Genomic DNA, 25,900 nt, shown 5'->3' on the forward strand with positions numbered 1-25,900 from the left:
GAGGCAGGGGACATCATGACCGACCGACCGAATGCGCGGCTTTCGTCACGAACGGTGGCGTTCGTGCTGGCGGGCGGGCGCGGCAGCCGATTGAAGCAACTGACCGACACGCGGGCCAAGCCCGCCGTCTATTTCGGGGGCAAATCGCGAATCGTCGATTTCGCGCTGAGCAACGCGCTGAATTCCGGCATCCGCAAGATGGCGATCGCCACCCAGTATAAGGCACACAGCCTGATCCGGCACTGCCAGCGCGGCTGGTCCTTCTTTCGCGCCGAACGGAACGAATTTCTGGACATCCTGCCGGCCAGCCAGCGCGTTAGCGAGGACAAGTGGTATGTCGGCACCGCCGATGCCGTTACCCAGAACATCGACATCGTGGACAGCTACAATATCGACTACATTCTGGTTCTGGCCGGCGACCACATCTACAAGATGGATTACGAGGTCATGCTGGCCGAGCATGTGGCAACGAATGCCGATGTGACGGTGGGGTGCCTGACGGTGCCGCGATCCGAAGCGTCGGCATTCGGCGTCATGGCCGTGGATGACGACCTGCGCATCACGTCCTTTCTGGAAAAGCCCGCCGATCCGCCGGGAATGCCGGGCGACGACAACCGGACTTTGGCCAGTATGGGGATCTACGTCTTCAAATGGTCCTATCTGCGTGAATTGTTGATGGCGGACGAAAGCGACCTGGACAGCCGACACGACTTCGGCGGCGACATCATCCCGTGGATCGTTCGGCACGGGCATGCGCAGGCGCACCGGTTCAGCGACAGTTGCGTGCGCCATTCGGTGGAAGCGCCGGTCTATTGGCGCGACGTTGGGACTGTCGATGCCTTCTGGAAGGCGAATATCGACCTGACGGATTTCACCCCCGAACTCGATCTATGGGACCGCAACTGGCCGATCTGGACCTATTCGGAAAGCGTGCCGCCCGCCAAATTCGTCCATGACGAGGCCGACAGGCGGGGGGTCGCCATATCGTCCCTGGTCGCCGGAGGTTGCATCGTTTCGGGGACAGAAATCCGCAATTCCCTTTTGTTCACGCAAGTGCATACCAATTCGTTCGCGCAGCTCGACCGTTCGGTGCTGTTGCCTTACGTCCGCGTCGGGCGGCATGCGAACCTGACGCGCTGCGTGGTGGATGCCGGGGTCGTCATTCCCGAGGGGCTGGTCGTCGGCCGCGACCGCGAAGCCGACGCGCGCTTTTTCGAGGTCAGCGATACCGGTGTCACGCTGATCACGCAGCCGATGGTCGATGCCTGGTCGGCCGGCCGCTGATGCGGGTTCTGTCGGTGGCTTCCGAATGTGCGCCGCTGGTCAAGACCGGCGGGCTTGCCGATGTCGTCGGCGCACTTCCGGCGGCACTGGCGGATTTCGGCGTCGACATGCGGGTCATGCTGCCCGGATACCGTCCCGTCATGCACCTCCTGAACGATGCGCATGTAATCTGGCAGGATCCGGCGTTGTTTGGGGGGGCGGCCCGCGTGCTGGAAGGCCGTGCCGGGGGGCTGGACGTTCTGATCGTCGATGCGCCGCATCTCTTCGACAGGCCGGGCGGGCCCTATCTGGACGAGGACTGGCGCGACTGGCCCGATAACATCGACCGGTTCGCCGCCCTTTGCCGCGCGGCCGAAGCGATTGCCGCCGGGCAGTGGCATGACTGGCAGCCCGAGATCGTTCATTGTCATGATTGGCAGGCAGGTCTGCTGCCCTATTTCCTGAAGCAATCGCATGTGCCTGTGCCATCGGTCCTGACCGTTCACAATATCGCCTTCAACGGATCGACCGCTGCGGACGCGGTGCGGCGGCTTGGGCTGGACGCGGCCGACTTTCACCCGGACGGCTATGAATTCTGGGGTCAGGTCAGCACGTTGAAGGCCGGGTTGGTCTGGGCCGACGCGATCACCACCGTCAGCCCGACCTATGCGAAAGAGCTGACGACGCCACAATTCGGCCTCGGGCTGGAGGGCGTCATTCGGGCGCGTGAGGGCGATCTGACTGGCATCCTGAACGGTATCGACACCGAAACCTGGGATCCGTCCCGCGACGCCCATGTCGTGCAATTCGATACTGCCGAGGGGAAGCGCCGTGCGACCCGCGCGCTGAAAGAGGAGCTGGGTCTGCCGCCCGGCGAGGGGCCGCTTGCTGTCGTGGTCTCGCGGCTGAGCGCGCAGAAGGGCCTGGACCTTCTGCTTGAGGCCTTGCCGGGTTTTCTCGATCGCGGCGGAATGCTGGCGCTTCTGGGTTCCGGCGAGCCGGCGCTGGAACAAGGCTGGCGCGACGCAGCCCGACAGCATCCGGGCGTCGCGGTGCGGATCGGCTATGACGAAGCGTTGGCCCACCGGATGATGGCGGGGGGCGAGGCGGTGCTGGTGCCGTCGCGGTTCGAACCTTGCGGACTGACGCAGCTTTACGGTCTGCGCTACGGGGCCGTCCCGGTCGTGGCCAGAACCGGCGGACTGGCCGACACGGTGATCCACGCGAATGCCGCCGCGCTTGCGACGGGGGTCGCGACGGGCATCGTGCACGATCCGGGCTCCGTTGCCGCGCTTTCCGGTGCCCTCGAAACGCTTGCAGACCTTTATGCCGACCGGGATGGGTGGACTTCGATAATCCGGCGCGCGATGAGCCATCCGGTCGGATGGGACGGATCGGCCGAACGGTATGCGGCCCTCTATCGGTCATTGTCGTCATCCCGCACCGAGTGAGCGGAGTGACATTGCAATGGAACCCGGGCGGCTGACGTCCATTGGCTGGCGCGGGGTCGGGCCTGCGGAACGGTGGAGCGGTGATTGATGGCTGATGTTATGACCCCAGAAGAAAGGGACGATGTGAGATTTGCCAGTTTCCGCCACGAGGTATTGCGTATGCTGGGCCGGGCATGAGTGGCGCATCGGCAAGCGGCGACGATCCCCGCGACGCCCTGGCAGCCGCTCTCGGGATACTGCCGGAATACGAGGACCAGACCGGCAAGACGCATCGCCTGTCACCGGCCACCCGCGATGCGTTGCTGGCCGCGATGGGGCAGCCGATCGACCATGCGGGTGCCCACGAGGCGGTGAAAAGGCGGACGGTGGACGATGCCGCGCGCCCGCTACCCGAATGGAAAGTCGTCGAAGCCGACCTGCCGCTGATTCTCGAGGGTCTTCGGACGCGTCGCTGGCGGCTGGAAACCGAAAACGGCGATGTTCGAGACGGCGAGGGGCCTGAAATAGGGGCGTTAGCCGTCGGCATCCATGCGCTCGATGTTGCAGGGTCGCGCTGCTGGCTGCTGTCCGCGCCGAAGTCCCTGCCTGAGCCGCCCCGCACCTGGGGCGTGACATTGCCGCTTTACGGGCTGGGACAGGGAAGCCGCATCGGCACCTATGCCGATCTGGGGCGGATGGCCGCCATGCTGGCCGAAACTGGTGCGGATTTCGTCGGCGTCAATCCGATCCACGCGGGCTTCTTCACCGATCCGGCGACATTCAGCCCCTATTCGCCCGCGCACCGCGCACATTTGTCGACCATGTATCTCGATGCCGGCCAGAAGGATGTCGCAGGCGACACGATCGACTATGCCGCCGGTGTGCCCGACCGTCTGAGGGCGCTTTCCGACGAATGGAACCGTCAGGGCAGCCCCGATGCGCCGGAAGACTGGACCCGCCGGCAGGGTTCGGGACTGGAGCAGTTCGTTCTGCATCAGGCCTTATCCGAGGCATTCGGCGGCTACTGGCCCGACTGGCCCGAGGCGCTGCACGATCCGAAGGGCGCGGCGGCGCAGGCATTCGCCGAAGACCACGCGGACGATCTGCGACGGCACCGGTGGCTGCAATGGCGTGCGGATCGGGCGTTGGGGGACGCCCAGCAGGCTGCACTCGACGCCGGAATGCGGTTCGGTCTTTACCTCGATCTTGCTGTCGGAACGCATCCGGCCGGGGCCGAGACCTGGGCGCAGCCCGATCTTTTCGCGCGCAACGTCAGCCTTGGGGCCCCGCCTGACTTCTTCTCGTCCGCCGGGCAAAGCTGGGGTCTTGCGCCGCTGCGCCCGGACGTTCTGGCGCGCGACGGGTTCCGGCCGCTGGCCGCGATCCTGCGTCGGCAGCTCGCCCATGCTCGTCTGTTGCGGATCGACCACGTCCTCGGGTTCGAGCGGGCCTTCTGGGTGCCCGACGGCGGCGAGGTGCCGGGCGCCTATGTTCAGATGCCCAAGGAGGCGATGCTAGCCGTCATCCGTATCGAGGCCGCGCGCGCCGGTGCCGCCGTGGTCGGCGAGGATCTGGGAAATATTCCGCAAGGATTGCAGAACGACCTGACTGAAAGCGGCATCCTGGGATGCCGTGTGGTGATGTTCGAGCAGGACTGGGACACCGGCCGTCCGCAGTTTCGGCCGGCATCGGATTATGCACGGGCGGCGCTGACGTCCTTCGGAACCCACGACCTGCCGACATGGGAGGGTTGGAAGCGCGGCCGCGACATCGAATGGCGGGAACAGCTTGGTGTGATGGACGCGGCAGGCGCGGCGAAGGCCAAGGAACAGCGCCGCGCCGAAGTCGACGCATTGATCGACATGCTGGGCAGCGACGATGCCGATACGATGCATGCCTTCCTGGCGAAAACGCCATCGCGCTTGGTCGCCGTGCAGGGCGAGGATGTGCTGAACCGGATGGAGCAGCCCAACCTGCCCGGCACGGTGGACACGCATCCGAACTGGCGTCGCCCCCTCGGCGTGACGCCGGACGATCCCGGTTGGCGCGCGGCCTTGGCACGCATATCGGCAGCCATGCGCGATGCCGGAAGACAGGAGTCCTGATTTGACGATCCTCACGATACCCACCCAGCCGATCGACGGGCAGAATCCCGGAACCAGCGGGCTGCGCAAGAAGACACGCGTCTTCATGGGCCCGCATTATCTGGAGAATTTCGTTCAGTCCGTATTCGACGCCATCGGCGGGCTTGCGGGCAAGACGCTGGTGCTGGGCGGGGACGGGCGCTATTTCAACGACAGGGCCGTGCAGGTCATCCTGCGCATGGCCGCCGCCAGTGGCGCTGCTCGGGTGATCGTCGGACAGCGCGGATTGCTGAGCACGCCTGCCGCGTCGCATCTGATCCGCGACAGGCAGGCCGATGGCGGTCTGATCCTGTCGGCCAGCCATAATCCCGGCGGTCAGGACGAGGATTTCGGCGTGAAGTTCAACACGTCGAACGGCGGCCCCGCCCCCGAAGATGTGACGCGGCGCATCCATGACGCCACCAGATCAATCGCCGACTATCGTATCATGGAGGCGCAGGATGTCGATCTGACGACAGCCGGCACCGTCAAGCTGGATGACATGACGGTCGAGGTTGTTGATCCGGTGCACGATTACGCGCTGTTGATGGAGCGGCTTTTCGACTTCGATGCGATCCGGCGGTTGCTGGACGGCGGCTTTCGCCTGACCTTCGATGCGATGCATGCGGTGACCGGACCCTACGCGAAGCGTATCCTCGAAGGCATACTGGGCGCGCCCGAAGGCAGCGTCGTCAATGCGGTACCCCTGCCGGATTTCGGGGGGGGGCATCCCGACCCCAACCCGATCTGGGCGCGCGATCTCGTCGGGCGCATGATGGCCGACGACGCGCCTAATTTCGGTGCCGCCAGCGACGGCGACGGCGACCGCAACATGATCATGGGTCGCGGCATCTGGGTCAGCCCTTCGGATTCGCTGGCGGTCCTGGCGGCCAACGCGCATCTGGCGCCGGCCTATGCGGACGGGCTGGCCGGTGTCGCGCGGTCGATGCCCACCAGCCGCGCCCTCGACCGTGTCGCGGCGGCGCGGAATCTGCCCTGCTACGAGACGCCGACGGGCTGGAAATTCTTCGGCAACCTGCTGGATGACGGTCGCATCACCCTGTGCGGCGAGGAGAGTGCGGGGACAGGCAGCGATCATGTGCGCGAGAAAGACGGGCTTTGGGCCGTTTTGCTGTGGCTGAACGTCCTTGCGAAGACGAGACAATCCGTTGCCGACCTGATGCAGGCGCATTGGACGGAATTCGGCCGCAACTACTATAGCCGGCACGATTACGAAGCTGTCGATGCCACCGCTGCCGCCAGGATGCTGGACGAGTTGCGGGGGCGTCTGGCAGACCTTCCCGGCACGATCGTAGCTGGCCGGCATATCGACAGCGCGGACGAATTTGCCTATCACGACCCGGTGGACGGTTCCGTTGCCCAAGGTCAGGGGATCAGGATCGTCTTCGACGGCGGCGGGCGCATCGTCATGCGGCTGTCGGGCACGGGCACGGCGGGGGCCACGTTGCGCGTCTATCTGGAGGACGCGACCGACGATCCCGAGCGCCTGAACCTCGACCCGCAAGAGGCGCTGGCGGACATGATCGCCGCTGCTCAAGAAATTGCGGGCATCACCCGCCACACTGGGCGCGATCAGCCAGATATTCGCGCCTGAACCTATGGAAAGGACCGGATGCTGCTCAAGGACCGCGTCACCGCCGATATTGAAACCGCGCGCAATCTGGCGCTGACCTGCCAGAAGGCGCTGACATCGGCCGAGACGGCCTTCGATGCGCATCGCAGTATCGCCCGGATGATGGGGGGGCATCCGTCGGGCGAGGTCGCGACCTTCGGATTCTGGACACCGGAATTACTGGACCATCGCATCCCGGACGGGGACGTGTTTCTGGAGGTTCTCGCGCCCGAAGAGCCGTTGGACCTCACCCGTGCCCATTCCCGCGTCGTCTTCCAGCGGGCCTATCTTCCCGTCGCGCGGTTCGAAGCGCACACATTCGCGGCCGTCCGCGGCATGCGGGCGGGGACGCGCAAGCACGGCGGCGATTTCTATGCGCTGGTCTGGCGCGACGCGCAGGACAAGTGGCACCGGATCCTCGATCCGCTGGCCGCGTCGCTGCCCTTCGGCGTGATGGCCCCGGCCGAGCTTTACGCGACGGACGACATGCTGGCGGCGCGCGGCGATGGCGATTACTTCCGCGCGCTGGCGCGGAACGGCACCCCTCACAAGTTTTCGGCCCCGACGAACATCCTGCAAATCCACGTGCCGACCGCGACGGCAGGCGGCACGCTGGCCAGTCTGACCCGCCATTTCCAGCGCCTGGGCGACCGTGTTTCCGCCGGGCTGCCCCTCGATCCGTTCGACGAGATCTATCTTGGCTACGATGCGGTTCAGCTTCTGCCGGTGGAGCCGACCACCGTTCACGAGGCCGGGCCGGAATTCTGGACCGAAGAACCCGATGCCGATGCCGATCGCGTAACCGTCAGCCTGACGCGTCCCGATACGACGAACTGGGGCTACGACATCGTCATCGCCGGCATGGCCACGGTCAATCCCGTCCTTCTGGAAAGCGGCCGGCCGGATGAACTGGTCGATCTGGCTGCTGTCCTGCATAATTTCCCGTCGCGGCCGAAAATGCTGATCCTCGATGTAGTGTTCGGTCACTCCGACAATCAGGGACTGCGCGCGTTGAATCCGCACTTCTTCGCAGGGCCGAACATGTATGGCCAGAACCTCGATTACCGCAATCCAGCGGTGCGCGCGATCCTGCTGGAAATGCAGCGCCGCAAGGTCGATTTCGGCGCCGATGGCATCAGGGTCGATGGGGCGCAGGATTTCAAATGGTGGGATCCGTCCACCCAGACGATGGAGCATGACGACGAGTATCTGTCGGAAATGTCCGCGATGGTTCAGCACGCGGCCGGCGTCCCTTATCGCCCGTGGTTCGTCTTCGAGGACGGACGTCCGTGGCCGCAGGAGGATTGGGAGCTGAGTTCTACCTATCGTGCCGTGATCGCCAATCAGGGGGACGCGGACGTCTTTCAGTGGGGGCCGCTGACATTCGCGCATAACACGCCGTTCATCTATGGCTATTGGCTGGGCAAGTGGTGGCGTATCCGCGAGATGCTGGAAGTCGGCGCGAACTGGATCAGCGGCACCGCGAACCACGACACCCTGCGGCGCGGAACCCAGGTAAATCCCAAGCTGAACATCAATACGCGGCTTGGCGAAACGCGCATGGAGATCCTGGAGAAGGCCTATGACAATCCGGCGGTATCCCTGCTGACCTACGCGGCGCTTCCCGGTGTTCCAATGGATTTTCTGAACGCGACGGCGCGGGCGAACTGGGGGTTCATCCGCAATCAGGACGACCGCTATGGCGTCAAGGTCGTCGCGGAGGAAGCGATCAGCCTGAAATGGCAGGTCGATGAATATGCATATTCCATTCCCGCAAATTTCCGCCGCCTGAAGGAACTGGGGTTCGAGACGCGTGCCGACCTTGCGCGGTTCCTGGAATTCCTGCCGGCGCTGGTCGAGGTGACGGAATACGACGTCGATCACATCGTTCGGCTGCTGAACGGGGTCGAACCGCCGCTGGCCGGCCCGGAAACATACACCGTCGCCGCGCTCAAGGGGATCGCGCGGGCCTGGATGGACGACATGCACGAATATTGCAACGTGGCCTCGACCGTCTCGCAACTCGATCCCGGACAGACGCGGTTCATGCTGAATTTGCGAAATTTCCGGCGTCGGAACGGCTGGTTGAGGGACAACCTGAAGACCGATGACCATTTCGACTATCTTCGCCCGGTCGATGGAAAGACGATCTTCGTCTCGCACCGCCGCGGCCCGGATAGCGAGGTGTTTGCGATCACCCATATGGAAGGTGCCGAAACCGCGCCTTTCGATCCGCTGAAGCTGCCGATTGACGGGTTGCGGGGGGCAGGGTGGCAATGCGTGCTGCGGACACCCGGCCTGCCGCCGGATTATACGGCCGGTCCCATCGTGCTGCGCGACAGCACCGGCCTGATCTTTGAACGGCAAGGAGTAGCGGCATGAAACGCATCGGTCCCGTCGAAAGGTTCGTGCCACTGTGTGCGGTGACGCTGCTGATGGCGCTGTCGTTATGGGGCGCGCTGACGGGGATCGGTTGGCTTTGGGCAGGCGTCGTCGTCTTCGGCGCTCTGACAGGGCTTGGGGTTTTCGACCTTTTGCAGGACCGGCATTCGATCCTGCGGAACTATCCGGTCATCGGTCATTTCCGGTTCATGTTCGAAACCATCCGCCCCGAGATCCGGCAGTATTTGATCGAAAGCGATCAGGACGAGGAACCGTTCAGCCGCGAAGCGCGATCCATCGTCTATCAGCGCGCCAAGAACGAGGAATCGGCACGGCCTTTCGGCACCAAGCAGAACGTCTATGAAGGCGGTTATGCCTGGATGACCCATTCGATCGCGCCGACGCATCTGGATCGTCATGATTTCCAGGTGCGGATCGGCGGGCCGGATTGTCGTCAGCCCTATGATGCATCGCTATACAATATTTCGGCCATGTCCTTCGGATCGCTTTCGGCCAATGCGATATCGGCGCTGAACAGGGGGGCCGCGATGGGCGGCTTCTATCACGATACCGGCGAAGGAGGCATCAGCCGGTATCACAAATCGGGCGGCGGCGATCTGGTGTGGGAACTCGGGTCGGGGTATTTCGGAGCATGTTCGGAGCCTGGGACTTTTGATCCCGAGATCTTTGCCGAGAAGGCTGTGGATCCGCAGATCAAGATGATCGAGATCAAGCTGAGTCAAGGCGCCAAACCCGGTCACGGCGGAATGCTGCCAGCGGCGAAGATCACGCGCGAGATCGCCGAGGCGCGGGGCGTTCCGATGGGACAGGACTGCGTTTCGCCAGCGGGGCATTCGGCCTTCTCGACTCCGATCGAGCTTTGCCGCTTCATCGCGCAACTGCGCGAATTGTCAGGCGGCAAGCCGGTGGGATTCAAGTTGTGCATCGGGCATCGGCGAGAATTCATGTGCATTGTCAAAGCAATGCTGGAAACGGGGATCGCTCCGGACTTCATCGTTGTCGATGGCACCGAGGGCGGCACCGGCGCGGCACCGCTGGAATTCGCGAACCATGTCGGCATGCCGCTGACCGAAGGGCTGACATTTGTGAACAATACCTTGCGCGGTGCCGGGCTGCGCGACCGGATCCGCATCGGGGCTGCCGGCAAGCTGATCCACGCCTTCGATATCGCGCGTGCGCTGGCACTGGGGGCGGACTGGTGCAATTCGGCGCGGGGCTTCATGTTTTCGGTCGGATGCATCCAGGCGCAGGCATGCCATACCAATACCTGCCCTACGGGGGTGGCGACGCAGGATCCGCTGCGCCAGCGCGCCTTGGTCGTTCCCGACAAGGCCGTGCGTGTCGCCAATTTCCACCGCAACACCATGCGTGCCCTGGCGGAAATGGCCGCCGCCGCCGGATTGGACGATCCGCGCTCGTTCATGCCGCATCACTTCATGCGCCGCGAAACGGACGGGGAAATGGTGTCGGGCAGCAAGGCTTGGGGCTACCTGCCGGTGAATTTTCTGATCGACCGGCAGGATGTCGGGGACGGGTATCTTCAGCGATGGGATCGCGCCAGCGCACACACGTTTCAGCCGCCGGAACCCGCCGGCAAGATCGTCAAGAAAGGCGAGATGCGGCGGCAAGCGGCCGAGTGACCGTCAGCCGGCACGCTGGCCCGTTCGCAAGCCGCGCAGATGCATGGCGCATCCTGTCAAGGCCGCATAATCGTCATCGACGGCCCAGACGGCGAACGCTTCCATGAACGTCGCAAAGCGTCCTTTCGCTCGCATCGCCGTTTCGAAACCGAAACGATCGAGATAGGGCACCATGGCCCGCGCGACGCCCCCGATCAGATAAATTCCGCCATAGGGCAGATGCAGCAATGCCAGATCGCCGGTCACGCGCCCGAGGCCCTGAACGAAGATGCGGACCGCTTCCGCGGCCAGCGGGTCGCTGCCATCTTCCATCGCCGTCATGATCGCTGCGGCCTTCTTTTCCGCGCCCCCGCTGCGCCAGGCATAGATGCGTTCCAGTCCGGGACCGGACAGCACATCCTCGACCGCCGGAAAGCCCTGTTGCGCCTCGATATGGCGGGACAGCTCCCAATCCTCCTCAGTCAGGACCGGGAAACCGGCATGGCCTGCTTCGCAGGGGGGAACATAACGGCCGGTTTCCGTGCGAAAGACCGGAACGGCATTGAAGCCTGTGCCGACGCCGATGACCAGCTTGGCGTTATGGTCGCCCGCCCTGGGGCCGCGCACGAGCGGCAACAGGTTTTGGGGTGCGATATGATCCATCGCATGACCCTGCGCTTGCAGATCGTTGAGGATCGCGACGGTTTCGGCACGCGTGGCGCGCGCCAATTGGTCACGGTCGAAGACCCAGCCGACATTGGTAAGCCGACCGACCCCGTCCATGACCGGACCCGCCATCGCGATGCAGGCGCCGGCGCAATCGGGATTGCCCTGTTCGGCCATGAATTGGCCGATGACGTCCCCAAGACCGGACGCGTCGGCATTGCGATAGCGCGTCACGGTATCCTGCTGGACAACACCGTCGAGCGCGAGCGCCGCGCGGGTATTGGTGCCGCCGACATCGGCGACGACGGAATAAAGGTCGGGGGGCAGCATCGGCCTAGCGCTGCAAGGCGCGGGCCAGCGCGTGATAGGATGCCTTTGGCGTGCGTTTGAACGTATCGAAATCGACATGGACGATGCCGAACCGTGGGTCGTAACCCAACGACCATTCGAAATTGTCGAGCAGGGACCACACGAAATATCCCTTGACCGGGATTCCTTCGTCGGCGGCCTGCTTCACCTTGGCCATGTGGGCGTTCAAGTAGTCGATGCGGCGGGCATCGTTGATGTCCCCGTCCTTGATCCGGTCTGGCGCGGCCATTCCGTTTTCCGTCACATAGAGGGGCAGACCGCGGGTATAGCCTTCGTGGATGCGCCGCAGGAAAGCATGCAGCCCTTCGGGAAAAATCTCCCAGCCGAGCTGCGTTTTCGGCAACGGCCCCGGCACTTCATGATGATGCGGCCAGGGGCCATCGTCGGGCGCGATCATCTTGCGGGTGTAGTAGTTGATCCCGAACCAGTCGAGCGGTGCGCCGATGGTGTCGAAGTCGTCCTGCCAACCCTTGGGCATATGGGGGCCGAGCCCTTCGAGAACGTCGGCTGGATAGGATTTGTTGAAAAGTCCCGACAGGAAGAAGCGGTTGTAATACCCGTCATAAAGCGTTGCGGCCCTCGCGGCCTCTGCCGACCCGTCGGCGGGCGTCGCATATTCAAAGTTGCAGACGGCACCGATGTTCGACATGCCCAGCCCGCGCATCGTCTCGACCGCGCGGCCATGCGCCAGAAGGACGTGGTGCATCGACCGGGCGGTGGCGCGGATGTCGCGCAGGCCCGGCGCGTGCTGGCCTGCGAAATGACTCAACCACGACACGCACCAAGGCTCGTTGATCGGGGCGGCGGACCACAGGCGATCGCCGATGCGGCCCATGATGAGTTCGGTGTAATCGGCAAACCAGTCGGCGATGTCGCGATTGCGCCACCCGCCGAGATCGGCAAGAGGTTGCGGCAATTCCCAGTGATAGAGTGTGGCGGCCGGCTTGATCCCCCGTTCAAGCAGTCCGTCCACCAGCCGGTCATAGAAGTCGAGCCCCTCGGCATTTGGCGTGCCCCTGCCTTCGGGCAGAACCCGCGCCCATGATGTCGAAAAGCGGTAGACGTCGAAATTGGCGTCACGCAGCAGGTCCAGATCCTCGGGCCACCGGTTCAAATGGTCGCAGGCCCGGTCGCCGTTCTGCGCTCCGACGACGTTTCCCGGCGTTGCCGCGAAGCTGTCCCAATGGGTCTTGCCCGCACCGCCCTGGGCATGTCCTTCGATCTGATAGCTCGACGTCGCAGCGCCGAAAACGAAGCCCTCGGGGAAGTCGACGCGGTTCAGAAACAGGTCTTTGCGGGGGGGCATTGGCATCTCCGGCGGGCATGGTCAGGCCAAGCGTAGGCGCGCGGCCATCAGACCGCAAGCCGCTGCCAAATGCCGCATCGCAGCAAGAGGCTTGGCAGATTTGTCTGGGATGCCAGCGTGTTTGCAAGCGTTGTTGACTTCAAGGCGGGCATGGGAAACGCTCGACCCGGAAGATGGTGTGCGGGCCGGCCCGCGACACCGCAAATCGGAAGCGCCGGCACCGACCGGCGCGGAGGGAGGTTCGAGAATGCAAAGAACGCTATACGCAAGTGTCGCCGCACTGGCGCTGGGAACGGGGTTTGCCGCCGCGCAGGACCTGATTTTCCCGGTCGGCGAGGGCGCCTTCAACTGGGACAGCTATCAGCAATTTTCCGACGCCACCGATCTGAGCGGCCAGACGTTGGACATTACCGGCCCCTGGACGGGCGAGGACAACGATCTTTTCACTTCGGTCATCGCCTATTTCGAGGAAGCGACCGGCGCGGAGGTCAATTATTCCGGGTCCGACAGTTTCGAGCAGGATATCGTCATCTCGACCCGGTCCAATTCGGCGCCGAACATCGCGGTTATTCCGCAGCCCGGACTGGTCGGCGATCTGGCATCCGAGGGATATCTGACGCCGCTCGCCCCCGAGACGACCGACTGGATCGTCGAGAATTATGCCGCGGGTCAATCCTGGGCCGATCTTGCCACGTTCGAGGGCCAGGATGGCCAGACGCAGCTTTACGCGTTTCCTTACAAGATCGACGTGAAATCGCTGGTCTGGTACGTGCCCGAACAGTTCGAGGAAGCCGGCTACGACGTCCCCGAGACACTGGAAGAACTCAAGCAGCTCAACGATCAGATCGTCGCGGATGGCGGAACACCGTGGTGCATCGGTTTGGGGTCCGGTGCCGCGACCGGCTGGCCCGCGACCGACTGGGTCGAGGACATGATGCTGCGGATCAATCCGCCAGAAATCTATGACCAGTGGGTGTCGAACGACATTCCGTTCGACGATCCGCAAGTCGTCGCCGCGATCGAGGAATACGGCCAGTTCGCCCGCAACGACAATTACGTGAGCGGGGGATCGTCCTCGGTCGCCAACACCGACTTCCGCGACGCGCCTGCGGGACTCTTCGAGTTTCCTCCGCAATGCTACATGCTGAAGCAGGCGACGTTCATCCCCACCTTCTTCCCCGAGGGAACGGAAGTCGGGACCGATGTGGATTTCTTCTATTTCCCCGCATCGGCGGAAAAGGATCTGGGCAAGCCGGTGCTCGGGGCGGGGACGATGTTCACCATCACCAAGGACAGCGACGCGGCCCAGGCGTTCATCGAGTTCCTGAAGACCCCCATCGCGCATGAATTGTGGATGGCACAGTCGGGTTTTCTGACGCCCTACAAAGACGCCAACACGGACGTGTTTCCATCCGATTCGCAGCGGAACATGAACGACATCCTGACCAGCGCGACGACGTTCCGCTTCGACGGATCCGACCTTATGCCAAGCGAGATCGGGGCCGGTGCGTTCTGGACGGGAATGGTCGATTACACGACCGGCGCTGATGCGCAAACGGTTGCAAGCCAGATCCAGTCCCGTTGGGAACAACTGAAATAGCATTGGTGCAGACCCTGCGCAGGATGTGACGTTCTGCGCAGGGCGAACCGAATGGCCCCAAGGGCCGGTTTCGTCAGTCTGAAAGGGTTCTACATGCCGGTGATCGTTCAGGGCCTGCTGACCATCGTGATCGGGGTCGGCGGCTGCATCGGCTATTTCTATCTGTCGAACCTGTTGCTCGACAAGGTCATCTTCCCTGCAAAGGGCGAGAACGCCGGAAGAAACATCAATCGCGCGAACCAAATTCGCCCGTGGCTGTTCCTGTTTCCCGCAATATTCGCGTTGGGGCTCTACCTCGTCTATCCGGTGGTCGGATCGTTCTGGCGGTCGCTTTATGGCCGCAGCCCGTCGGATTGGGTCGGCTTCGACAATTACGTCCAGCTTGCCGCCAGCAACGAATTCCAGCAGGCATTTTTCAACAATCTGCTTTGGGTGATCGTCGTGCCGGCCATGGCGACCTTCCTCGGTCTGCTGGTCGCGCAACTGACCGACAAGCTGAGCTGGGGGAACATCGCCAAGTCGCTGATCTTCATGCCGATGGCGATCAGCTTCGTCGGCGCCTCGCTGATCTGGAAGTTCGTTTATGCCAACGATGCCGATATCGGCCTTATAAACGCAATTCGGGCGTCCCTGGGCTTCGGCAACCCCATCGACGTGATGCAGATCCCATTCTGGAACAACTTTTTCCTGATGGTCATCCTGATCTGGATTCAGACCGGGTTCGCCATGGTCATCCTGTCGGCGGCCTTGCGCGGAATCCCCGAGGAGACGATCGAGGCAGCGATCCTCGACGGGGCGAATCCCTGGCAGTTATTCTTTAGAATCAAGGTTCCGCAAATCATGGGCACGATCGTCGTTGTCTGGACGACGATCACCATTCTTGTGCTTAAGGTGTTCGACATCGTCTACACGATGACGGGCGGAAATTTCGGAACCGAGATCCTTCCAAGTTACATGATGGACTTCATGTTCCGCGACGATGGACGCGCCACGGCCGTCGCCTTCATCATCATGATCGTCGTGCTGCCGGTGATGATCTGGAACATCGTTCAGGCCCGTAAGGAGATGCGCTGAGATGGACAATATCGCAGGGCATAAAAGCGGCCTCTCGTGGGTGACGAACATTTCCGTCGTCGTGCTGGTCGTTTTGTGGCTGATACCGACCGTCGGACTTTTCGTATCGTCGTTCCGCGAACGGGACCAGATCAGCGTCAGCGGCTGGTGGCAGGCCCCGTTCAGCGTGGAATTGACCTATAGAACCCGCGGAGACGGCGAGGTGCGTCCGGTCGATGGCGGCTATGTCATGGAAGGCAACATTTTCGATACGGGCGAGGTGCGAAGCAGCTTCGAAGGCGGCGCGAGCACGGTATCGGCCTTCGGCGACAGGGGCGTGGCGCCCGCCGAATACCCGGCGGGAACGGTCGCGGAGATCGGCGACGGCGAGACGCTTCAGGTGAATGCCGACGGGACGTATATCTATACTTCGGTCGAGGAACCGGGCAATCGCGGCCCTCGGGTCTATTTCGAAGCCGAAACGCCACCGCAATTCACGCTCGACAATTACCGGAACGTGCTGACGGCCGATGGCATGGATCGGGCCTTCATCAACACGCTGACAGTGACGATTCCGGCCACCGTCATCCCGATCCTCATTGCCGCGTTCGCCGCCTATGCCTTGGCATGGATGGACTTTCCCGGCCGCGGTCTGCTGATCGCGCTGGTCGTGGGATTGCTGGTCGTTCCCCTGCAACTGGCCCTGGTGCCGATGTTGAACCTGCATCAAAGGCTGGGTATCGGCCAGTCCTTCCTGGGCATCTGGCTGGCGCATACGGGCTTCGGTCTGCCCTTGGCTGTCTATCTGCTGCGCAATTACATGGTCGGCCTTCCGCGTGACATCATCGAGAGCGCCAAGGTGGACGGGGCGACCGATTTCCAGCTTTTCGTGAAGATCATTCTGCCGCTGTCCTTTCCTGCACTCGCTGCCTTCGCGATCTTCCAGTTCCTCTGGACTTGGAACGATCTGCTGGTGGCCAAGGTGTTTCTGCCGTCCGACGATGCCAGCAAGGTCATGACGGTGAAGATCGCCGACGACCTTCTGGGCAGCCGCGGGGGCGATTGGGGTATTCTTGCGACGGCGGCGTTCGTGTCGATCGCGGTGCCACTTGTCGTATTCTTCACGATGCAGCGCTTTCTGGTGCGCGGCCTGCTTGCCGGGTCCGTGAAATAGAAGCGTAACTGGGGGTAAGGTCACATGGCCGATCTGAAACTGACTGAAGTGGCCAAGTCCTATGGCTCTGTCGACGTGCTCAAGCATATCAACCTCGACATCGCGCGTGGAGAGTTGATCGTGTTCGTCGGTCCCTCGGGATGCGGCAAATCGACATTGCTGCGCATGATTGCGGGACTGGAAAAGATAACCGGCGGGGAGTTGCAGATCGACGGTCGTGTGGTGAACAACGTGCCCCCCGCCCAGCGGGGAATTGCCATGGTTTTTCAGTCCTATGCGCTTTACCCGCATATGACCGTGCGGGACAACATGGCGTTCGCTTTGAAGATTGCCAAGAAAAGCAAGGACGAGATCGAGGCCGCAATTTCCAAGGCCGCCCGTATCCTTCAACTCGAACCGTATCTCGATCGCCTTCCCAAGGCGCTGTCGGGCGGCCAGCGCCAGCGGGTCGCCATCGGCCGAAGCATCGTGCGTGATCCGAAGGTGTATCTTTTCGACGAACCGCTATCGAATCTGGACGCGGCTTTGCGTGTCGCCACCCGGATCGAGATTGCGCAACTGAAAGAGGCGATGCCCGACAGCACGATGATCTACGTCACGCACGATCAGGTCGAGGCGATGACGCTGGCCTCGCGCATCGTGGTGTTGGCCGGCGGCGGGATCAGTCAGGTCGGCACGCCGCTCGACCTATACGAGCGGCCCGAGAACGAGTTCGTGGCCCAGTTCATCGGCAGCCCAGCCATGAACCTGCTGCCGGGGCGGATCACCGGAACTGGGCGACAGACGGCCATCGCCATGTCGAACGGCGGAACCGCGCTGTCGGACTATCCGTCGACCGATGCGGATATGGGGGCGGAAGTGAAGGTCGGCGTCCGCCCCGAGGATTTTCGCGCCGCCGACGAGGGTGGCGCGCACATCTTCGCCGGCCGCGTGGACATCACCGAAGCGTTGGGCGAAGTCACGTTGCTTTATTTCGAGACTGGCGAATCGACCGACACCGAAAAGGGGGATGCCGCCGTCATCGCCAAATTGGGAGGCACCCATTCCAACCTCCGGGGGCATGAGGTCAGGCTGACGGCAGAGCCGGGAAAGGTTCACGTCTTCCGCGACGGCAAATCGCTGCTCTATCGTGACGGCAAACTGACCGCGCCCGAGGCTATTCCCGCGGAATAGGCGGCGGACATTAACCGTTCTTTCGGTTTTGCCGGCCATCAATCTTGCATGCGGATTATTTGGAACGAGTTGGGGCGGCAGGAATGGGGCGATGCCGTCGGCGCGGCCTGTCTGGCCCAGCAGTGGGATTACGGGACAGTCGCCTGCCGGTTGGGCGCAAGGGTTGCGCGGGCGCGTATCTGCGCCGGAGCCGAGACGCTCGGCTACGCGCAGGTCATCCTTCGTCGCTTCGGACCGCTTCGTCTCGCCTGGATGGGACATGGGCCAGTATGGTGCGACAGTTCCGATCCCGATCCTGACGCGCTGCGTTACCTCGCCGCCTCGCTTCGGCAAGGGGGGCGGTCGATCCTGATCGGCGCCGCCGGTGATCTGGACGCGCCCGGTCTGCGATGCGGCATGTCCCACATGGGCGCGAGCGTGGATCTGTTGGACGATCCGTCGGCGTTACGCGCGGCTCTGAACGGCAAATGGCGCAACCGCCTGGTTGCCGCGGAACGGGCCGGACTGGACGTGCGCGTGCATCGCTACTGCCCGGACTGGTTGGTTCAGGCCGAACTCGCGCAGCGGCGATCCATGAAATACAAGGCATTGCCGCCTGTCTGGTTGAAGTGCTGGAGCCGCGTTGCCCCTGCGGGGACCGTTTCCTTCGCAGCACAGTCCGGCGATCAGCCTGTGGCCGGAATTTGTCTTCTCATGCATGGCACGTCCGCCACATGGCATATCGGCTGGTCAGGGCCGGACGGTCGTCGCAGATCGGCGATGAACCTGCTGCTCTGGTCCGCGATGCTTTGGCTGCGTGAAGCGGGCATCGTGCGGCTTGATCTTGGTTCCTGCGATCCTGTCGCCGCGCCGGGACTTGCGCATTTCAAAGAGGGCCTGCCGATCCGGCATCGCCCTTCCGTTCCAACACGTCTGCTTTTAGACGGTTTTCTCGCGCGACCTGTGCCGCCCGGCCGGGCAGGATACGCAGCCGCGTCATGAAAGCGGTGCTGTTATCTTTCCGGCCGCTCTGTCATATCGTCGCCCCAAACAGGAGAGGCGAGAGATGGACATTCGCGAAGCCCTGACCTTCGACGACGTATTGCTGGTTCCGGCGGCGTCCAGCGTATTGCCGTCCACTGCCGATACCCGGACCCAGGTAACGCGCACGATCCGCATGAACATCCCGCTGCTCAGCAGCGCAATGGATACCGTGACCGAGGCGCGGATGGCCATTGCCATGGCGCAGTCGGGCGGTATCGGCGTCATCCATCGCAACCTGTCGGTCGAGGAGCAGGCGCAGGAAGTCCGGCGCGTCAAGCGGTTCGAGAGCGGTATCGTCTATAATCCCATCACCCTGTCGCCGACGCAGACGCTTGCCGACGCGAAAGACTTGCAGGATCGCTATCGCGTCACCGGATTTCCGGTCGTGGACGGCGCGGGGCGCGTCGTGGGGATCGTCACCAACCGCGACATGCGTTTTGCTAGCGACGATGCCACGCCCGTCTCGGCTATGATGACATCTGACAATCTGGCCGTGCTGCACGAACCGGCCGATCTAGACGAAGCCAAGGCGATGATGAAGGCCCGCCGGATCGAGAAGCTGCTGGTCACGGATGGCCACGGCAAGCTGACGGGTCTTCTGACCCTCAAGGACACCGAACAGGCGGTTCTCAATCCCGCGGCTTGCAAGGACGGTTTGGGCCGCCTGCGCGTGGGGGCGGCCAGCACTGTCGGCGATGCGGGCTTCGAACGCTCGGCCGCGCTGATCGATGCCGGGGTGGACATCGTGGTCATCGACACGGCGCACGGTCATTCCGAGGGGGTAGGGCACGCCGTCGAACGGGCCAAGCGGCTGTCTAATGAGGTTCAGATCGTCGCTGGCAATATCGCGACCGCCGAAGGCGCGCGGGCGCTGATCGGTTCGGGCGCCGATGCCGTGAAGGTCGGTATCGGACCCGGTTCGATCTGCACGACGCGCATGGTGGCCGGCGTCGGCGTGCCGCAGCTGACCGCGATCATGGATGCCGTGTCGGGCGCGGGGGACGTGCCCGTGATCGCCGATGGCGGCATCAAGTTTTCGGGCGATTTCGCCAAGGCGATCGCGGCAGGCGCATCCTGCGCGATGATCGGCAGCATGATCGCCGGGACCGACGAAAGCCCCGGCGACGTCATTCTGTATCAGGGGCGCAGCTTCAAGGCGTATCGCGGCATGGGCAGTCTCGGGGCGATGGCCCGCGGGTCGGCCGACAGGTATTTCCAGAAGGACGCCGCGTCGGACAAGCTGGTGCCCGAAGGCGTCGAAGGGCAGGTGCCCTACAAGGGCGCGACCGGCGCGGTTCTGCACCAGCTGGTCGGCGGGTTGCGCGCGGCCATGGGCTATACCGGCTGCGCGACCATCGCCGAGATGCGCCGCAATTGCCGGTTCGTCCGCATCACCAACGCGGGCCTGCGGGAAAGCCATGTCCACGACGTGCAGATCGTTCGGGAATCGCCCAATTATCGAGGTGCCTGAATGCCTGGTGTCCGGTCAGATACGGACGAGGTGATTGTCCCAGGCGCGCTCTGTTGCGCGCAGGGGTTGCAGGCGGTTGTCTGCGATACGCGATAGGCCGCCCAGACCGTCCGTAGCGGTAAATCCAATCTCTGCCGGACTTACGCCGCAGATATCCGGTCGCTCGATCTTGCCGATATAAGCGCCGTTTCCGTCGAACAGCGCCGCCAGCCCACCGCGCGGGCAGGTGATCGCAACGCTTTGGCCTTGCGCCGATGCGGCGACGCTGCCCGCATAGCCCTGGACACGGGATGCCACGGGGCCCGGCAAGTCGCAAAGAACCGGCTTGTGTCCCATCCGGTGCAGGCCCAGCAGCGGTGGCATGATGTCGCCGTCGCCTTCCCATTGCATCGCGAGGGCCACGGTGCCGTCATCGGCGATGGCCAGATGACGGATCGAGTTCTTGCGCAGGTCGGAATCAAGCTCGACCCGGTCGATCACACCGCCCGTGGGCGCCAGATAGCTGAGGCTCGGCCGCATCGTGTCGATGTTCAGCTTTGTGCGGTCATCATCCGGCGCGACGACGATCCCGCCATTGGCGACGACGATCACTTCGCGGCCGGGCAGGCGCAAGATCTCGTGCGGACCGATCCCGCCGGACGCGATCCAACCGGACCTCGCATAGCCCGAATCGACGTCCCAGAACCCGATTTGGCCGATCCCGGTCGCATCCTCAATCTCGGCCGTGTAGAGCGTCGTCGCGTCGAGAGAATACGTGCCGTGACCGCTGAAGTGATGGCCTTCCGGCGCGGCTAGGCGATGCAGAACCGTCCCGCGGGCACAATCGATGACCAGGGCATAGGTGCCGGGACGGCGCGCAAAGGCCACGGCCTGCGCGCGAACGGGATGACCCGCAGCGGCATGACCGCGCGCGGGTAGGGGGATACGGAGCGTATCCTGTCCCTGGGCCGTCAGACCGAACAGCGCAAAGGTGCCATCAGGTTCGCGTGCCGCGGCCAGATAATCGGGCGATCCGACCTCGGCCCATCCGGCGGCAGGCAGGGCGGCTGTCGCGGCAAGCGTGGCAAGGAACCGGCGGCGGCTGGTCATTCTCAATCTCCATCGGCCGAATTGAAGCCCGCCGAGACCCCCAAGGCCGGGCCCAGTTCCATCAGCGCCGTCTCGCGCGCATCGCGAACGGCTTGTTGAAGAACCTCGACCCGCAGCCGTCCGGTAGGATCGACGACCGCCCCGAAGACCGGATCGTCCAGCGTGTCGGCCAGATCCATGGCGCGCGAGAATGCCGCATCCGTTCGGGGCGTTCCGCTGTCCGCCAGTGCATCCGCTAGACCCGACAAGGCGCGCAGCGAAAGAATCACATTGCGCTGGCTGCGCCCTGCACGCCAGCTTTCGGCGCGGGCGGGGCGGGGCCGTTCGAACGTGCCCATCGGCCGGCCGAGGCGCTGATCGGCGATGAATTCTAGCCCGGTCAGAAGCGCGGTGAACAGCGTCTGCCGCGCCTCGCGTTCGCTGAGAAAGACATCGTTGCCCGGATCGCCGGCGTGACGCAAGGCGTCGGCATAACCGTTCTGCCACTCGTCCTCGATGCTGGCGGCCATTGCGGCAAGGTCGGTCGTCAGGGCGCGCAGCAGGGCGCATCCATAAGCGCCATTATCGTCGAATTGCGGATCGTAAAGGAGCAATTCCAGCGCATACAATCCTCGTGCCGCGACGGACAGGGTCGCCGTGCCTTCGGGCGTGTCGATGACCGGATCCCGAGCAATCAGAAGATCGGCCAACGTCCGGGCCGTCGCGCCCCGCGTGTCGGGCCAGAAGGCTATGGCAGTAGCCCGCCCCTCGGCCTCGGCGGGGCCGAAGCGCAGATGCCCGACACCGAGCCAGGCATCCATCGCACCATTCCAGTCGGGACGGATAGCCGCAGCGGTGCAGTCATTCATCGCGGTCTGCCGCAGGGCAGCCGTCGCATCGCTAAAGGCGGCATAGCCGGGCAGGATTTGGTCGTCGATCGCCTGCTCGACCCCGGCGGCGACGGAACCGGCCGCAATCGCAAGGCCGATGGTGAAGGCGACGGCGTATTTCATAGCGACTCCAGAAACCGGATCAGCGCGGCCCGGTCGGCAACGGACATCTCGACGACAGCATCGCGCGCAGCCTCGGCTTCGCCGCCATGCCAGAGAACCGCTTCTAGCAACGACCGCGCGCGTCCGTCATGCAGGTAATAGGTATGGCCGCTGACCTGTTCCGTCAGGCCGATTCCCCAAAGCGGCGCGGTGCGCCATTCGCGACCCGATGCGCGCCCTTCGGGGCGATTGTCGGCCAGTCCCGGTCCCATGTCATGCAACAGCAGATCGGTATATGGCCAAATCAGCTGAAAGCTTTGTTCGGGCTGATCGCCGAGGCGGTCGGTCACGTGTTTGGGCGTGTGACAGCCGGTGCAGCCGACCGTATGGAACATTTCCTTGCCGCGCAGAACCTGGGGATCGTCCACGTCGCGCCGCTGCGGCACCGCGAGGTTGCGCGAGTAGAAGGTCACGAAATCCAGCCCTTCGGTCCCGATCTCGGTGCCTTCCGGCGTGCCGGTGTTGCCGTTGGGGGCAGCCAGACATTCGGCCTGTTCTTCGGTACAATCGCCGGACGGTGCCGGAAATATCGGCGACGAGATCCCGATATCGCCGGCAAAGGCGCTGGCGGATTGTTCGCGGATCGTCGGCGCCCCGGCCTTCAACCCGAACCGCCCCAGCATCGGGCGATCGAACTCGAACGACCAGACGATTTGCGCACGCCCGGAAATGCCGTCGCCGTCCGCATCGTCGGGGTCGGCCTGCGCCAGAATATCGGCGGCGGGGATCGCTTCCAGCAGGCCAAGCCCGATCATCTGCGGGGCGACACGGGGGCTGAGCATCGCGCCATCCGCAAGGGGGCCATACCCCAGATCCTCGGCTGTATAGACAGGGCTTCGCAGCATCGCCGTCTCGCCGCCCGAAAGCGGCACCTCGATCTCGTCATACGCGATGCCAAGGCGATATTCGGCCGGATGGCCCTGCAAGGCAAAGTCCTGCAATTGCCCGCCATAGACGGGATCGGGTGCCGTGCGTTCGCTGCTGTCGCCAAGACTGAGAAGGAAGGCATCGAGCGCGTCGATATCTGCGGTGTCCGGTGCCGGGACCGACACACGCAGGAACATCGACACCGCATCGTCGTCCGGCCCTTCCGGCGGATGGCCGCGACCGTCCTTCAGATGACAGCTTTGACAACCGCGCGAATTGTAAAGCGGCCCGAGACCGTCGGAAACCTGCGTCGAGGACGGCGCAGAAACCCAGAGCTTACGAAAAAGACCGTTGCCGACCTTGAAATCCAGCTCCCGCTCGAACGGCATGTTCGCCGATGACAGCGAAAAGGCGTCGGCGTCGTTGCGGACGGGGACGGTCGCAGCGCCGCCGCCATTGGCCTCGAACGGTTCGGCCTCGTCAAATTGCGTCGCGGGCGACGTGACATCCGCAACACGCCGCGCCTCATCCGCCGTGCGCGGGATGACGTCGAGATGCGGACGCGTCAGGTCGACGTCATGATGTCCTGCATCGCCCGCACCGACAGCCGCCGCGCATCCCAGCGCGGCGACGGTCAGCATCGGCATGGCTTTCTTCATCGTCATTTCCGGTCCGGCGAACGTAGCCTATTGAAACACCGCATCAGGCGCGTCGAGCGAATCCGAACCCTCGACCTCGATAGCGCCGAGGTCGAGCGCGGCGACAGCGCGTTCGATCGCGCGGGTCTGGGCCACCAGCGCATCGACCGCATCCATCACCAGCTTTTCACCTTCGGCATTCCCGCGCGCAAGCATCATGTCATAGGCCATGCCATCGTTCGCCGCATCGCGGACCCGGTCGAGCGCTTCCACCGACGCGTCGAGCCTTTCGCGCAGTTGGGCATCGACCTGCGGATCGGCGGCGGCGACCAGATCGGAGGGCGAGGGGCCGGATACGACGCTGCCATCCATTCGGGTATAGCTGGCCAGATAGGCGTTCTGCATCCCAACTCCGTCATAATAATGGCTTTCATGCGTGTTGTCGGAAAAGCAGTCGTGCTCTTCCTCGGGATCGTTCAGCAGGACGCCAAGCTTCATCCGCTCACCGGCAAGTTCGCCGTAGGACAACGACCCCATCCCGGTCAGGATCGCCGCCATCCCGGCCTCTTCGTCCGCCGTCAAATCTGCGCGCGCGGCACCGTTAGCGCCCCAGGCCCTCGCCATTTCGTCCAGATCGTCAACCAGCAGATCCGTCACCACGCGCAGATAGTCTGCCCGACGGTCGCAATTGCCATTGGTGCAGTCGTCGCCCGATGCGTAATCGGTCCAGGGCCGGTCGCCCGCGCCCGCATCGGTTCCGTTCAGATCCTGACCCCAGAGCAGAAATTCGATGGCGTGATATCCTGTGGCGACATTCGCCTCGACTCCGTCCGCCTCCTGCAACACGTCTTGCAGCAGGTCCGGCGTGATCCGGGACGCATCGACGGTCCGGCCCGACAACTGGAATTGCGGGTTGGCGATGACGTTGAGCGCCGCATACTCGTTCTCGTCCGTAGCGCCGCCATAGGTCGGATCGACATAGTCGATCAACCCTTCGTCCAGCGGCCAGGCATTCACGCGCCCTTCCCATTCATCCACCATCGGATTGCCGAAACGATAGACTTCGGTCTGCATGTAGGGAATACGCGCCTCGCGCCAGGCGGTGCGGGCCGCGTCCAGACCCTCGGCGGACGGCGCGTCAATAAATTTGTGTATCGCTGTCTGAAGCTGTCGCGCCGCATCTCGGCTGTCGGCATACTTCGCGGCGGCGATATCGGCATAGGTTTCGAGAACGTCCGATCGTTCGACGGCAAAAGCGGGCAGGGCGACGAGCGCACTGGTGGCGACGGCGGCGGCAAGGGTTCTGGTCATTCGCAATCCTCTCAATGGGTATAGTCGGTCGGTCGGGGACGGTGTGTCGGGGCCGGGCCGCTTCGGGACAGGCAAAGGAATGTCTGCGCCAGCGACTCGGCCAGGCAGATGGCGGACCAGGCCGCGTGACCTGTCAGCAGGGTGCTGGCAAAAAGCAAGGCGTCGTCGCGGTCCTGGGCGGCAGCCGCCCCGATCATGTGGGCGAACGCACTTTCATCCGCCCCGACGCAGCGGCAACCCTGCCGGTGGTGCATCAGCGGACGGCGGCACTGACCGACCACAAGGCGCATCAGATCGTCGAAATCTGACACGGCGTCGCGACCCCGATCCTTGCCCATGACGTGTTCGAAGTCGGCTTTGACGGCGGCCCTGCCGATATCGCCGTCGCACCACGCCCGCAGATAGAGCACGGCCGCCCGTTCGATCATGGGCAACGCGCCAAGTTCCGCGACGGGCGCCGCACCGCGTGCCGTCGGCGCCGAAGGGTCGAAGTCGTGGCGTGCCTTCATCGTGTCGTTTCCCGAATATGTCCGGTCGAAGAACGAAAGGATCCCGAACCCTTCCCTGCATAACTGATTGGTTGACTAAAATAGTCAGAGATGTCAATCGCGGTTTCGGCGCGGTTCTTGCGACTTGGCAAAGTATGCCGGGCGGTCGC

19 protein-coding genes are annotated in these 25,900 nt (G+C 63.6%); 12 read left to right on the plus strand and 7 right to left on the minus strand.

The window, feature by feature from the left end; all coding sequences use genetic code 11:
* The first annotated feature begins 15 nt into the window (after positions 1-15).
* From glgC to OCGS_RS03760, 6 genes are all read left to right on the plus strand, one after another.
* Positions 16-1,284, plus strand: a complete 1,269-nt coding sequence (gene glgC / locus OCGS_RS03735; RefSeq protein ID WP_007425892.1) for a glucose-1-phosphate adenylyltransferase — start codon at positions 16-18, stop codon at positions 1,282-1,284.
* Positions 1,284-2,714, plus strand: coding sequence for a glycogen synthase GlgA (glgA, locus tag OCGS_RS03740; RefSeq protein WP_007425893.1), 1,431 nt, complete (start codon positions 1,284-1,286; stop codon positions 2,712-2,714). Before glgC ends, glgA begins: the two co-directional genes overlap by 1 nt.
* A 173-nt stretch (positions 2,715-2,887) precedes the next feature.
* Positions 2,888-4,798 (plus strand): 4-alpha-glucanotransferase, encoded by a 1,911-nt coding sequence (gene malQ / locus OCGS_RS03745; protein WP_007425894.1) that lies wholly within the window; start codon positions 2,888-2,890, stop codon positions 4,796-4,798.
* Position 4,799: 1 nt separating this feature from the next.
* Positions 4,800-6,431 carry an alpha-D-glucose phosphate-specific phosphoglucomutase gene (locus OCGS_RS03750; RefSeq protein WP_007425895.1) on the plus strand — a complete coding sequence of 544 codons (1,632 nt, stop codon included), beginning with the start codon at positions 4,800-4,802 and terminating at the stop codon, positions 6,429-6,431.
* A gap of 18 nt (positions 6,432-6,449) precedes the next feature.
* Positions 6,450-8,831 (plus strand): glucosylglycerol hydrolase, encoded by a 2,382-nt coding sequence (gene gghA / locus OCGS_RS03755; protein ID WP_007425896.1) that lies wholly within the window; start codon positions 6,450-6,452, stop codon positions 8,829-8,831.
* Positions 8,828-10,492, plus strand: coding sequence for an FMN-binding glutamate synthase family protein (locus OCGS_RS03760; RefSeq protein WP_007425897.1), 1,665 nt, complete (start codon positions 8,828-8,830; stop codon positions 10,490-10,492). Before gghA ends, OCGS_RS03760 begins: the two co-directional genes overlap by 4 nt.
* A gap of 3 nt (positions 10,493-10,495) precedes the next feature.
* Here the strand turns inward: OCGS_RS03760 and OCGS_RS03765 are convergent, their stop codons facing one another.
* Together OCGS_RS03765 and OCGS_RS03770 are read right to left on the minus strand one after the other, a co-directional pair.
* Positions 10,496-11,467 carry a glucokinase gene (locus OCGS_RS03765; protein WP_007425898.1) on the minus strand — a complete coding sequence of 324 codons (972 nt, stop codon included), beginning with the start codon at positions 11,465-11,467 and terminating at the stop codon, positions 10,496-10,498.
* Between the two features lie 4 nt (positions 11,468-11,471).
* Positions 11,472-12,812: a GH1 family beta-glucosidase gene (locus OCGS_RS03770; RefSeq protein ID WP_007425899.1), complete on the minus strand. Its 1,341-nt coding sequence runs from the start codon at positions 12,810-12,812 to the stop codon at positions 11,472-11,474.
* Between the two features lie 247 nt (positions 12,813-13,059).
* On the opposite strand from OCGS_RS03770, the gene OCGS_RS03775 reads away from it, so the two are divergent.
* The 6 genes from OCGS_RS03775 to guaB all read left to right on the plus strand — a co-directional run bounded on the left by OCGS_RS03775 (position 13,060) and on the right by guaB (position 20,306).
* Complete coding sequence (locus OCGS_RS03775) at positions 13,060-14,412, plus strand: ABC transporter substrate-binding protein (RefSeq protein ID WP_007425900.1); 1,353 nt, start codon at positions 13,060-13,062, stop codon at positions 14,410-14,412.
* A gap of 93 nt (positions 14,413-14,505) precedes the next feature.
* Positions 14,506-15,486 carry a carbohydrate ABC transporter permease gene (locus OCGS_RS03780; RefSeq protein ID WP_040610476.1) on the plus strand — a complete coding sequence of 327 codons (981 nt, stop codon included), beginning with the start codon at positions 14,506-14,508 and terminating at the stop codon, positions 15,484-15,486.
* A gap of 1 nt (position 15,487) precedes the next feature.
* Complete coding sequence (locus OCGS_RS03785) at positions 15,488-16,639, plus strand: carbohydrate ABC transporter permease (protein WP_007425902.1); 1,152 nt, start codon at positions 15,488-15,490, stop codon at positions 16,637-16,639.
* Positions 16,640-16,663: 24 nt separating this feature from the next.
* Positions 16,664-17,812 carry an ABC transporter ATP-binding protein gene (locus OCGS_RS03790; protein ID WP_007425903.1) on the plus strand — a complete coding sequence of 383 codons (1,149 nt, stop codon included), beginning with the start codon at positions 16,664-16,666 and terminating at the stop codon, positions 17,810-17,812.
* A 48-nt stretch (positions 17,813-17,860) separates the two neighbouring features.
* Positions 17,861-18,793: a GNAT family N-acetyltransferase gene (locus OCGS_RS14735; protein ID WP_083848188.1), complete on the plus strand. Its 933-nt coding sequence runs from the start codon at positions 17,861-17,863 to the stop codon at positions 18,791-18,793.
* Between the two features lie 64 nt (positions 18,794-18,857).
* A complete protein-coding gene (gene guaB, locus OCGS_RS03795; RefSeq protein ID WP_007425905.1) occupies positions 18,858-20,306 on the plus strand; it encodes an IMP dehydrogenase in 1,449 nt (482 codons plus the stop codon).
* A gap of 15 nt (positions 20,307-20,321) precedes the next feature.
* Here guaB and OCGS_RS03800 read toward each other — a convergent pair whose 3' ends face one another.
* From OCGS_RS03800 to OCGS_RS03820, 5 genes are read right to left on the minus strand one after another with little or no spacing between them, the layout of a single operon-like run.
* Positions 20,322-21,395 carry a DUF1513 domain-containing protein gene (locus tag OCGS_RS03800; RefSeq protein ID WP_007425906.1) on the minus strand — a complete coding sequence of 358 codons (1,074 nt, stop codon included), beginning with the start codon at positions 21,393-21,395 and terminating at the stop codon, positions 20,322-20,324.
* Between the two features lie 2 nt (positions 21,396-21,397).
* On the minus strand, positions 21,398-22,387 hold the full coding sequence (locus OCGS_RS03805) for an imelysin family protein (protein WP_007425907.1): 990 nt from the start codon (positions 22,385-22,387) through the stop codon (positions 21,398-21,400).
* Entirely contained in the window at positions 22,384-23,958 is a 1,575-nt protein-coding gene (locus OCGS_RS03810; protein WP_007425908.1) for a di-heme oxidoreductase family protein, read from the minus strand. Before OCGS_RS03810 ends, OCGS_RS03805 begins: the two co-directional genes overlap by 4 nt.
* Before the next feature lie 21 nt (positions 23,959-23,979).
* Positions 23,980-25,242, minus strand: a complete 1,263-nt coding sequence (locus tag OCGS_RS03815; protein WP_007425909.1) for an imelysin family protein — start codon at positions 25,240-25,242, stop codon at positions 23,980-23,982.
* Positions 25,243-25,253: 11 nt separating this feature from the next.
* Entirely contained in the window at positions 25,254-25,751 is a 498-nt protein-coding gene (locus OCGS_RS03820) for a hypothetical protein (protein WP_040610477.1), read from the minus strand.
* Positions 25,752-25,900: the final 149 nt, after the last annotated feature.

Origin of the sequence: Oceaniovalibus guishaninsula JLT2003 (assembly GCF_000299575.1) — a bacterium.
In the GTDB taxonomy this organism is placed as follows: domain Bacteria; phylum Pseudomonadota; class Alphaproteobacteria; order Rhodobacterales; family Rhodobacteraceae; genus Palleronia; species Palleronia guishaninsula.

What these genes read in the sequence shown, in the direction of transcription:
- glgC (WP_007425892.1), top strand. Translation starts at nt 16, where the DNA reads ATGACCGACCGACCGAATGCGCGGCTTTCGTCACGAACGGTGGCGTTC.
- glgA (WP_007425893.1), top strand. Translation starts at nt 1,284, where the DNA reads ATGCGGGTTCTGTCGGTGGCTTCCGAATGTGCGCCGCTGGTCAAGACC.
- malQ (WP_007425894.1), top strand. Translation starts at nt 2,888, where the DNA reads ATGAGTGGCGCATCGGCAAGCGGCGACGATCCCCGCGACGCCCTGGCA.
- gghA (WP_007425896.1), top strand. Translation starts at nt 6,450, where the DNA reads ATGCTGCTCAAGGACCGCGTCACCGCCGATATTGAAACCGCGCGCAAT.
- OCGS_RS03760 (WP_007425897.1), top strand. Translation starts at nt 8,828, where the DNA reads ATGAAACGCATCGGTCCCGTCGAAAGGTTCGTGCCACTGTGTGCGGTG.
- OCGS_RS03765 (WP_007425898.1), bottom strand. Translation starts at nt 11,467, where the DNA reads ATGCTGCCCCCCGACCTTTATTCCGTCGTCGCCGATGTCGGCGGCACC.
- OCGS_RS03770 (WP_007425899.1), bottom strand. Translation starts at nt 12,812, where the DNA reads ATGCCCCCCCGCAAAGACCTGTTTCTGAACCGCGTCGACTTCCCCGAG.
- OCGS_RS03775 (WP_007425900.1), top strand. Translation starts at nt 13,060, where the DNA reads ATGCAAAGAACGCTATACGCAAGTGTCGCCGCACTGGCGCTGGGAACG.
- OCGS_RS03780 (WP_040610476.1), top strand. Translation starts at nt 14,506, where the DNA reads ATGCCGGTGATCGTTCAGGGCCTGCTGACCATCGTGATCGGGGTCGGC.
- OCGS_RS03785 (WP_007425902.1), top strand. Translation starts at nt 15,488, where the DNA reads ATGGACAATATCGCAGGGCATAAAAGCGGCCTCTCGTGGGTGACGAAC.
- OCGS_RS03790 (WP_007425903.1), top strand. Translation starts at nt 16,664, where the DNA reads ATGGCCGATCTGAAACTGACTGAAGTGGCCAAGTCCTATGGCTCTGTC.
- OCGS_RS14735 (WP_083848188.1), top strand. Translation starts at nt 17,861, where the DNA reads ATGCGGATTATTTGGAACGAGTTGGGGCGGCAGGAATGGGGCGATGCC.
- guaB (WP_007425905.1), top strand. Translation starts at nt 18,858, where the DNA reads ATGGACATTCGCGAAGCCCTGACCTTCGACGACGTATTGCTGGTTCCG.
- OCGS_RS03800 (WP_007425906.1), bottom strand. Translation starts at nt 21,395, where the DNA reads ATGACCAGCCGCCGCCGGTTCCTTGCCACGCTTGCCGCGACAGCCGCC.
- OCGS_RS03805 (WP_007425907.1), bottom strand. Translation starts at nt 22,387, where the DNA reads ATGAAATACGCCGTCGCCTTCACCATCGGCCTTGCGATTGCGGCCGGT.
- OCGS_RS03810 (WP_007425908.1), bottom strand. Translation starts at nt 23,958, where the DNA reads ATGACGATGAAGAAAGCCATGCCGATGCTGACCGTCGCCGCGCTGGGA.
- OCGS_RS03815 (WP_007425909.1), bottom strand. Translation starts at nt 25,242, where the DNA reads ATGACCAGAACCCTTGCCGCCGCCGTCGCCACCAGTGCGCTCGTCGCC.
- OCGS_RS03820 (WP_040610477.1), bottom strand. Translation starts at nt 25,751, where the DNA reads ATGAAGGCACGCCACGACTTCGACCCTTCGGCGCCGACGGCACGCGGT.